Origin of the sequence: Anaerotruncus sp. G3(2012) (assembly GCF_000403395.2) — a bacterium.
Lineage (GTDB): Bacteria > Bacillota > Clostridia > Oscillospirales > Ruminococcaceae > Anaerotruncus.
This window is the reverse complement of sequence record NZ_KE159678.1, coordinates 1-9,790: the sequence shown is the minus strand read 5'-3', so window position 1 is coordinate 9,790 and position 9,790 is coordinate 1. Positions and strand designations below refer to the sequence as shown.

Sequence of the window (9,790 nt, the reverse complement as noted above, 5' to 3'; positions counted from 1 at the left end):
TCAAGAGAGAGCGCTTCTATCTGTCCCTCACTGCGGCTGCTGCTTAGATCCTATATTCCTTGCGTGAATTGTGTCAACTCATATTGACAAAATCAGCCTAAGCCGACGATGGCCTGAATGAGCTTGTTTTCCAGGTGGTGCTTCATCCACTCGTCCAGGCAGACATAGGGGTTGCCGTACTCGTCATACAGCGTCCGGGTACACAGTTTGTTTATGTAGCCCTCATAGTATCGCAAGACCTGTTCCACGGCCTCGGCATCCCCGGCGCGGGCGGCTTCGATCACCGGCATGGGGAGAAGCGCCCGGCCCTTGTAGCTGGGGTTCATCATCCGTGCTCAACCTCCCTTTGGCATCAACGCCGTCAATTTGTTCCGCAGTTCGTCCAGTGCTTTTCGTCTGCGCCGCTGGACGGCGCTACGGGACATACCCACAAGGCTGCCGATCTCGGCGTCGCCCAAATCCAGCACGAAACGCAAAATCAAAATGCTTTGCGTCTGTGCGGACAGGATGGCAAAGGCATCGGCCACAAGCTCGTTGTCGATATGCAGGTCATACCCGTGCGACGAAAAAGTGTAACTGTCGCTGGGGTAGTGATCTACCGTAGAGAGCTTGTCCATATCTGCCTGCGACAAGGCGCTGATTGACACCAGCCGGTCACGCTGGCGCTTTAAGCCGCGCCGGTAGTTATGGGCCTCGTTCCGCAGTACCGACTTGCAAAAGGCGTCAAACCGGCACTCGTCATAGTTGCGGGGGATAGCTTCCATCTTCTCACCCCCTTTCCTTGGGGATGGTGGTGGTTCTCTCCCTTTCCGCTAACATGACACCGGCAACGCTGTCTGCTACCCGCTAAAAGCCCCCTTTGCGAAAATAATTTTTCCTGATCGACACAGACCGTAGGAAACGACAAAAACTGCCCGGCAGGTCGCAGACCTACCGGGCAGGATTTGGGAATAAGATTGCACTTTATAGCTGTGTATAGTTCATACTCGTGGCCGGAATATTCCCAGGCGGAGGACGGGCTTTTTTTGACGTGTCAAGCCTCGTCAGATTTTGTCGAATGGTTATGCGCTTCATAGCGGCTGCCTCCTGTCAGCCGCCGTATCTGTCAGCGTTACCGCGTCATTCTTTTGGGGGATAAAAGAACGGCGGCTTTAATCTCTTAAAACCGCCGCATAAGGCAAATGTAGGCATGGAAAATCGGTCTGCCCAGCAGCGGTTTTTTTCTTTTCTGCCGCTGGGCAGATCATTTGCTTTAGAGATATAATAAGAGGAATTTTTGAAGATTTCATAAAGATTTACAAAAAATGGACGGCTATAAAGCCGCCCATCCTATCAAAATGGAATTTTCAAAATTACTTTCGCGCCGCCTGTGCTTTTAGAGTTTTCTAATATAAGTTCACCATTGTGTTGTTCCATAATAGATTTTGCAATATATAGGCCCATACCAAAGTGCAGTTTTGAATTGCGGCTTTGGTCGTCCATAAAAAATTGTTCTTGCGCGTGCTGCAACGCTTCGTTAGAAAATCCTCCCCCCTCGTCTGTGACTGAAATTTCAACGAAATTGTCTTTTCCATAGACATCTATATGAAGTGTTCCATCTTGTGGGGAATAGTCTAACGCATTATTTACCACATTTTGAATGGCACGTCCTAACAAAACCTTATCTGCGGTTAGCTGCGTTGGAATATCTGACATACTCATTTGCAGATGAATTTCTTTTGTTCTGCACAAGGCTTCTATTGATACCTTCACTTGCTTTAGATAATCAGAAAAATTAAAGATTTCTTTATTAAGTCGATACCCTGTTGAAGCCGTAGACAGGTCTATAAGGGTTTTAACATAAACTTGCATCTGCGTATAGCTGTCTGTGATGTAGTCAGCACATTCCTGTTGCTCTGTTGTTAAGTCAGTATCGTACAACAATTCTGTATTGCCACGGATGATGGTTAGCGGTGTCTTGAGATCATGGGCTAATGCAGAAATCTGTTCTTGCCGCAGTCTGTCGGCCTGCCATTGTTCTGTAAGCGATTTTTTTAGTGCCAGTTTCATATGATTAAGTGCGTCAAGAGTTAAGTCGATTTCATATAAATGGCTTTTTTCAACCTCAAAATTCAAATCCTGCTGCTCAATTTTCTTTACAGCAGTCAGCAATTTATCCATTTTATTCCCAAGGTATTTTCCGAATAGATATGACAAGACAATCAAGAGAAGCAGAATTTCCAATATAATGACAGCAATTAACACCCAATCTGCCGAAGGAAATATTCTATGCAGCAGTGGATTGCTGAATTGGGCTGTCATTCTATACCTTAAAATCAATATTTCGTCAGTCCTGTCTATCACAGCATACAGGTAAGGCTTGCTGCTTGTCTGATTGTTCACAATGCACATTTTCCAAACGGAAGCTGTTTCTTCCTGATCGAACGAGCCGCCAATATACTTTCCGTCTTTTGTGAAAAGGGCAAATTCACAAAGAGGTGGTATTTCATTTTCTGTAATCCGATCTGCGGATTGCAAATTTCCCCTTGCATTTTCTATTTCTGCGCTCATTCTATTTATAGGGTATATAAATCCAATTTCAACTTCAAATAGATAGAGGGCTATGTTGACAAAAGCAACCAGAAAGACACCGAGCGCAAGAAATATCGCATACTTCATAAAAACAGTACGCAGTTTTCTTACACCCATTTATAGCCCACCCCCCAAATTGTTTCAATCGTTGACAAGTGAAATTCAGCTAACTTCCCGCGTATATTCTTGACGTGAGTAGAGATAACTGAACTATCACTTTCTCCGTCAAATCCAAAGACCGCCTCATAGATTTGCTCCCGCGTAAATGTTTGTCCATGGTGCCGTGCCAGATATTCACATATTTCGTACTCGCTTTTTGTCAACGGAACCTTTTTTGAATTGATTTCAGCTTCTTTTGCATTGAGGTGAAAAATGACGCCGGATATTGAAAAGCTGTTTTTCTTTTCTCTTACATCACGCCGCAAGTGAGCATTTACCCGCGCTCTAAGTTCGTTTGTCCCAAACGGTTTCGTGATATAGTCATCTGCTCCAAGTCCTAATCCCTGAACAATTTCACTTTCCTGCGTTTTTGCAGTAAGGAAAATGATTGGGCAATCTACACGGTCACGGATTTGATTGCAGAGGTCAAAACCATCAATTTCCGGCATCATAACATCCAGCAAAATCAAACCAAATTTTGAAAAATCCATTTCTGTAACTGCCTTGGCGTTTGATTGTAGTGTAACTAAATGCTGATCTTTTTCTAAAACGCGCCTGACAAGCTGGAGCATAGCCATATCATCGTCCACTACCAATATATGCGCCATTATCTCACCTCTTTGTTCTGATTTATATATTTGCGCTCCAAGGATGTCTACATTACTGTTGCGCCAAAAGGCATCAGTGCCAGCTTTGCCATTTTGAAGCACTGTATTCCGAAAGGAATACCAATAATCGTACAACACAAAAGCAACCCATTCAGCAGCGCCACCAATGCCAAAGGGATACCGCTGATAAAGAGCCACAGGATATTGGCAATCGTGGACATAGCACCGCCGCCATAATTCACATCTTTTCCAAAAGGGAAGAAAGCAAGTGACGCAAACTTAAAGCATTGGCGGCCAATCGGAATACCGATAATAGTAATGCTCCATAAAACACCGGCAACCAGCCAAGAAATTCCTTGCCACAGTCCGCAGCACAAGAACCAAATAATATTGCCCAACCAATTCATCAGTTCTACCTCCACCCTCAATCGGCTGACCGATTTCCGCTATATCTGGAAAACCAAAGGACTACAATTCCCATTATAGCACAAGTTGACAATATGCAAAAGATAATGCCAAAATCCATTCCAATCCTGTCTGGCGGCATTAGGCCAAAGGTAGTTTCCAGAACGTAAGAAGAAAAACGAATACCCCAACCATAAGGGATGACAAACCAGATGCCTGTGCCTAATCCTGTTTGGAGAAGCGCAACCAAAAGGCTCCCGAACACTCCAATTCCTATTCCAAAATTTTTACCAAATCGAATTGCCAATACGAAATGAATACCATACAGCAAAATATTACTGCTCCAAAGGACAAGTGGAATTGCTGTATAAAATCTGGAAGGAATTTCTGTTGTGCCGCCAACCAGTGGAAATAGCGCACCAAATAGTACACTACTCAATACGGTTGCCAAAAGTCCAGTCACAAGCAAAATAGTCAATTTGGAAAGAGCGGCTTTTTGTCTGTATGGAAGTGTCAATATATTTTGAAAATGCCCTGCTTTTGCCTCCTGTTCTGCTGCAACATAGCAGACAATCCCGATTGCAAAGGGAAAAGCAACGGCCATGATCTGAAAATAAGCAGCCAGTTTATTGATGTCATCGCTTTGGGAAACGCCCGCATATAGTAACATCATAGCCGCCCCGCATACGGCAAAAATAGCGTGCAGAAGGAAAAAGCAGGAATGACACAATTTGTATAAATCACTTTTCAAATAGCAGATATAGTTAGCCATTGGACTTTCCTCCACTTCCAAGCAATTTAGAGCAAATCCAAAAGGCGGCAGCAGCTAATGCCAAGCTAATAGCAAGAGCGGGAAAAATATGCTCAACAGCCAATAACGGGGAACCGTCCTCAATGGGAAGTCCGTTAGGACGTATCTTGAAAAATGGGCAGACTACACGGGCCGGAATAGCGTATGGATTAAGAAAGAACCATGTTTTTTCTGCGCCAATAGCTGATGAAACAATATTCGCCACAAAAGTTATTAGCACAGAGGGAAGATACCCTGTTTTGCTTGCAATCAGCATAACAAAAGGAAGTTGCCACAAGCAAGTAAGGAACAGCAGCATACAGCCGATTATGCTGTCCAGCGGCGAAATGTTCATAGTCGTAAAACTGGCAATGCCCGTAGTAAATAACCACATGAGCAGATTGCTGATAAAAAGCACAGCGGTCAGGGCAAGTCCTTTGCCAATCCATATTTTCGCAGAAGGGAACGGCAAACAAACAATGTTTTGCAGCCCTGTATTTTTCTCACGGATCACAGCGCCTGCGGCCCACAGTGCGATTACAACAGGAAGAAGCATAGTGTACCACCAGTTGTAAGCCGAATATTGTACTGCATGACTGCTCAATAAAAAGCCGACAAGTACAGTGGCCAATGGCGCGCCAAACATCAATTTCATCGAGAAGCTGTGCCGCATTTTAAGGAGTTCCGAACGGACAATCCCGAACATTATTTCTCACTCCTTTCCCTATGTGCGCCAACAACATCCATAAAAATACGTTCCAGATCGTGGTTCTTATGGATTTCGTTTTCATAGCCTAAATGTCCGGCAGATATAATGCCAATGTGGTCAGCAATTTGCTCAACCTCGGATAGTATATGACTGGACAATATGACGGTGATCCCTTTTTGCGGAAAACTTCTGATCAGCTCACGCAAATCTTGAATACCAATCGGGTCTAACCCGTTTGTCGGTTCGTCCAAGATAAGCAATTTGGGCTGTGACAACAGAGCCAAGGCAATTCCGAGCCGCTGTTTCATTCCCAGTGAAAAATGGCCTGCCCGTTTTTTCCCAGTATTCTCAAGTTGCACAATACCAAGCACTTGCTTGATGCGGCTTTCTGGAAGCCCCAGGGCCAGTGTTCGGGCTTTCAGGTTTTCATAGGCCGAGAGATTTTCATAGAGCGGAGGCATCTCAATCAAAGCACCGATGTTTTCCAAATCCGCCCGGTTCCACGGATGTCCGTCAAATTCAATCGCGCCAGAGGTGGGACGGAGAATACCTGTAATCATTTTCAAGATGGTAGATTTCCCCGCACCATTCGGCCCAAGCAGCCCATAAATTGAGTTGCGCTGAATATTCAACGATACATTGTCTACCGCCATTTGTCCTTTGAAATTTTTGCAGAGATTTGTTGTTTGCAAAATATAACTCATATCAGACACATCCTTTCTTGGATTATGGTTTCATAATACTGAATGATTTTGAAGATTTCTTAAAGATTCAAGAAAAAACTTCGGCACCCTAAAAAGTGCCGAAGTTGCATTTTATCAGAGCAATTCTCAAAATTGCCTTAGATGTATATTAGCTCCGCAAAAATAATCTCCTCCACCTGGGCCTTACAGCAATTCATCAACCCCACCCAGCGCATGGGGTCGCGGGCTTTCAAATCCTCGGTGGCCCCAGCCTCCTTTGACATCCCCGGCATCATGCTGTCCAGCAGGTCATGGGCGGCATCCTCCACTTCCAGCAGATGGGCGTACAGTTTGCCCTCCATCACATACTCGGCCCAAACGATGGGACGATGCTCTTTCAGATACCGCAGACGTAGCAGGCCATATTTGCCCAGGCCGCGCTTGGGGTACAGCTCCGCTGCCAGGTCGGGGAGGTAGTAATCGCCCACTTTCACATAGTCCAATTCGATTTTCATTGTGCTGCCCTTTCTCCCTTACGGGTCATCGTCTGGCACCAGCGCAATCACATCAGAAATATCACAGTTCAGCGTTTCGCAAATCTTGATAAGGGTCGGCATGGAGATATGCTCCCCCTTGCCCATGTTGGCGATGTGGTTCGTTGTCAAATGCGCTTGGAGCCGTAAATCTTTCTTGCTCATGTTCTTGTCGATCAGTGTTTTCCAGAGCGGTTTGTAGCTGATTTTCATAGCCTGTTCCACCTTTCTGGGCTGGGGCCAGCAGGAACAGCCCCGGCCCTATGGCCTTTCGACTATTATACCGCCTCCATTGAGAAAACACAATGCACTGTTGCAATTCTTCTCCAAAAACTGCGGCATACACAACGCATTTGTCTTTACATCAATTTAGGTATCAAGTGCTTCATGCCCTGGCTCTTTGTTCATGTGAGATAAAGAAGTAAAAGAAGTGTAAAAAATTTTGCCGTTCCCTGTCCGGCTGACTGCCGGACGGGTCGGGCTTTAGTCGGGCAGTTCTACCTTGCCGACAAAAGAGTAATAGATTTCGATTTCCTGTCTGCGGAGCTTCCCCCGGCGTTTCCCGTCAAGGGCTTCCGATTCGTGGATTACGATTTTCTCCACAAACTCCCGCAACAGGGTAGGGGTGAGTTCCTCAAAGCTGGTGTACTTGCGTACTACTTTCATAAATTTTTCAGCGTTTGCCGTGGCTTCCAGTGTCCTTGAAAGCTCGCCCTGCAGAACGGCGGCACGTTCTTTCAGTTCCTTTTGCTCGGCTTCGTAGTCTGCCGAAAGTTCCGTGAAACGCTCGTCCGATATGCGCCCCGCCACGCTGTCCTCATACAGCCGCTTGAAGATAGCGGAGAGTTCCGCAATCCGCTTTTCTGCCGCTTCCAGCTCTTTCTTCTTGGCGGCGTTCCGGCGTTTGCTCCCGTCCTCGGTCTGCTCGGTCAACAGCTTCATAAACCGGGCTTCGTGCTTTGCGGCGTAGCTGGTGACTTTCCGTAAATTCTCGGTCACTCCGGCGGTCAACAGGTCGGTGCGGATAAAGTGCGCCGTACAGTCTGCCGTGCGCTTCTTGTAGCTGCCGCAGATATAGCAGTCCTGCCGCCGTTTGTCCGTCTGATACCTCTGCTGGTACATGACGCTGCCGCAATCGGCACAAAAGAGTATGCCGGAGAACAAGCCCACTTCATCATAGCGGTTGGGGCGTTTGCGCTGCTTGCGTAGCTCCTGCACACGCTCCCATGTGTCACGGTCTATGATTGGCTCGTGGTGGTTCTCAAAGATTACCTGCTTTTCTTCGGGGTTCTCCTTGCTCTGCTTTACCTTGTAGGACACTTTCTCGGTCTTGAAGTTTACAAGGCAGCCCGTGTACTCCCGATTTTCAAGGATATGCGCCACGGTGTTTGTCGCCCACCTGCACTCATAGCCGGGGTGGTAGCGGCGTGTGCTTCCCGTTCGGCGGTATTCCAGCGTTCCCGGCGTGGGTGTCTGCTGTTCCGTCAAGACACGGGCTATCTTGGTCGGTCCATTCCCAGCAAGGCATAAGCTGTATATCTGCTTCACTACGGGGGCGGCTTCCTCGTCAATGATGAAATTTTCGTCCTCGTCCATGAGGTAGCCATACACGGGCTTGCTTGTGACGGGCTTCCCGCTCATGCCTTTTGACCTCTTGACCGCTCTGATTTTCTTGCTCGTATCTCTCACCAGCCATTCGTTGAACACAGGTTATTGGGGAAAGGGAAAGCAAACAGGCAAAAACCCAGTATTCATGCGGGTTTGCGGCGAGATGGCTCTCAAAAGCTAACCTCACAAAAGACAGATCATTGCACAATCACATATCGTTTCTAAGGGAGAATGTTGATTCCGGTCACATTCTCCCTTTTTTCATACCAAGAAATGAGGTGATTATCTTGAACACGCAAATCATCGCCATCGCAAACCAGAAAGGCGGTGTGGGCAAGACCACAACCTGTGCCAACTTAGGGATTGGGCTGGCACAGGCGGGAAAGAAAGTGCTGCTCATTGACGGGGACCCGCAAGGGAGCCTGACCATCAGCCTGGGCAATCCCCAGCCGGATAAGCTGCCCTTTACCCTCTCTGACGCAATGGGCCGCATCCTGACCGATCAGCCGGTTCGCCCCGGCGAGGGGATTCTTCGCCACCCGGAGGGCGTGGATCTGATGCCAGCGGATATTCAGCTGTCTGGCATGGAGGTATCGCTGGTAAACGCTATGAGCCGGGAAACGATTCTGCGGCAGTACCTGGACAGTGTAAAGGGGCAGTATTCCCATATCCTCATAGACTGCCAGCCCTCCCTGGGTATGCTCACCGTCAACGCCCTGGCCGCTGCCAACAGGATTATAATTCCCGTCCAGGCGGAGTACCTGCCCGCCAAAGGGCTGGAACAGCTGCTCTCTACGGTGAACAAGGTCAAGCGGCAGATCAACCCGAAACTGCAAATAGACGGTATTCTGCTGACAATGGTGGACAACCGCACTAACTTCGCCAAAGAGATTGCCGCCCTGCTGCGGGAAACCTACGGCAGTAAAATCAAGGTGTTCGGAACCGAGATTCCCCATTCTGTCCGGGCAAAGGAAATCAGCGCAGAGGGCAAGAGCATTTTCTCCCATGACCCAGGCGGCAAAGTAGCGGAGGGTTACGCAAATCTGACTAAGGAGGTGTTGAAACTTGAAAAGCAGCGCGAAAAAAGTAGAGCTGGCATCGGTCGATGATCTGTTTTCCACCGAGGAAAGCCGCGCCGATGCAAGGCGGGAAAAGGTGGTAGAAATCCCTTTAAGCGAGCTGCACTCGTTCAAGGGCCACCCTTTCAAGGTCAAAGATGATGATGCCATGATGGAAACAGCGGACAGCATCCGGCAGTACGGCGTTCTTGTTCCTGCTATCGCCCGTCCTGACCCCAGCGGCGGCTATGAGCTGGTAGCCGGACACAGGCGGCATCGGGCCAGTGAACTGGCAGAGAAAGAAACCATGCCGGTCATTGTCCGGGATTTGGACGATGACGCCGCCACGATTATCATGGTTGACAGCAACCTGCAAAGGGAAAGCCTGCTCCCCAGCGAGAGGGCCTTTGCCTACAAGATGAAATTAGAAGCTATGAAACGGCAAGCAGGTCGGCCCTCCAAAGAAAATTGTTCCCAAGTTGGGAACGATTTTGGGAAGAAGTCCAGCGAGGTTCTGGCGGAACAGGTCGGTCAGAGTAAAAACCAGATTTTCCGCTACATTCGCCTGACCGAGTTAATCCCCGAACTGCTGAACATGGTGGACGAAAAGAAAATTGCCCTGAACCCGGCCTATGAGCTGTCCTTTCTCAAAAAAGAAGAACAGAC

General features: G+C 47.8%; 12 protein-coding genes and 1 pseudogene. 2 read left to right on the top strand and 11 right to left on the bottom strand.

From position 1 onward, the window contains the following. Positions 1-92: 92 nt before the first annotated feature. The 11 genes and pseudogenes from C814_RS19265 to C814_RS19215 form a co-directional block, all read right to left on the bottom strand. Entirely contained in the window at positions 93-329 is a 237-nt protein-coding gene (locus C814_RS19265) for a helix-turn-helix domain-containing protein (protein WP_016317116.1), read from the bottom strand. Positions 330-335: 6 nt separating this feature from the next. Next, positions 336-764, bottom strand: a complete 429-nt coding sequence (locus tag C814_RS19260) for a sigma-70 family RNA polymerase sigma factor (protein WP_016317115.1) — start codon at positions 762-764, stop codon at positions 336-338. 568 nt (positions 765-1,332) lie between these two features. Further along, on the bottom strand, positions 1,333-2,688 hold the full coding sequence (locus C814_RS19255; protein WP_016317114.1) for a sensor histidine kinase: 1,356 nt from the start codon (positions 2,686-2,688) through the stop codon (positions 1,333-1,335). After that, positions 2,679-3,338 carry a response regulator transcription factor gene (locus tag C814_RS19250; protein WP_016317113.1) on the bottom strand — a complete coding sequence of 220 codons (660 nt, stop codon included), beginning with the start codon at positions 3,336-3,338 and terminating at the stop codon, positions 2,679-2,681. The genes C814_RS19255 and C814_RS19250 overlap by 10 nt, the downstream gene beginning before the upstream one ends. 47 nt (positions 3,339-3,385) lie before the next feature. Further along, the gene (locus tag C814_RS19245; RefSeq protein WP_016317112.1) at positions 3,386-3,745 is read right to left on the bottom strand and encodes a YccF domain-containing protein; all 360 of its coding nucleotides are present in this window, start codon (positions 3,743-3,745) and stop codon (positions 3,386-3,388) included. A 17-nt stretch (positions 3,746-3,762) separates the two neighbouring features. Beyond that, positions 3,763-4,515 carry a lantibiotic immunity ABC transporter MutG family permease subunit gene (locus tag C814_RS19240; RefSeq protein ID WP_016317111.1) on the bottom strand — a complete coding sequence of 251 codons (753 nt, stop codon included), beginning with the start codon at positions 4,513-4,515 and terminating at the stop codon, positions 3,763-3,765. Further along, entirely contained in the window at positions 4,508-5,239 is a 732-nt protein-coding gene (locus tag C814_RS19235; RefSeq protein ID WP_016317110.1) for a lantibiotic immunity ABC transporter MutE/EpiE family permease subunit, read from the bottom strand. The genes C814_RS19240 and C814_RS19235 overlap by 8 nt, the downstream gene beginning before the upstream one ends. After that, positions 5,239-5,946 carry a lantibiotic protection ABC transporter ATP-binding protein gene (locus C814_RS19230; RefSeq protein ID WP_016317109.1) on the bottom strand — a complete coding sequence of 236 codons (708 nt, stop codon included), beginning with the start codon at positions 5,944-5,946 and terminating at the stop codon, positions 5,239-5,241. Before C814_RS19230 ends, C814_RS19235 begins: the two co-directional genes overlap by 1 nt. A 137-nt stretch (positions 5,947-6,083) precedes the next feature. Then, positions 6,084-6,440, bottom strand: coding sequence for a TnpV protein (locus tag C814_RS19225; RefSeq protein ID WP_016317108.1), 357 nt, complete (start codon positions 6,438-6,440; stop codon positions 6,084-6,086). 18 nt (positions 6,441-6,458) lie between these two features. After that, positions 6,459-6,671, bottom strand: a complete 213-nt coding sequence (locus C814_RS19220) for a helix-turn-helix domain-containing protein (RefSeq protein ID WP_016317107.1) — start codon at positions 6,669-6,671, stop codon at positions 6,459-6,461. A gap of 270 nt (positions 6,672-6,941) precedes the next feature. After that, a pseudogene (locus C814_RS19215) lies at positions 6,942-8,165 on the bottom strand (recombinase family protein); the annotation flags it as partial. A 188-nt stretch (positions 8,166-8,353) separates the two neighbouring features. Between C814_RS19215 and C814_RS19210 the strand changes: the two are divergent. Continuing rightward, positions 8,354-9,175 (top strand): ParA family protein, encoded by an 822-nt coding sequence (locus C814_RS19210; protein WP_004070639.1) that lies wholly within the window; start codon positions 8,354-8,356, stop codon positions 9,173-9,175. Beyond that, positions 9,132-9,790 (top strand): ParB/RepB/Spo0J family partition protein (locus C814_RS19205; protein WP_016317105.1); only part of this gene is annotated, 659 nt, incomplete at its 3' end. The genes C814_RS19210 and C814_RS19205, both read left to right, overlap by 44 nt.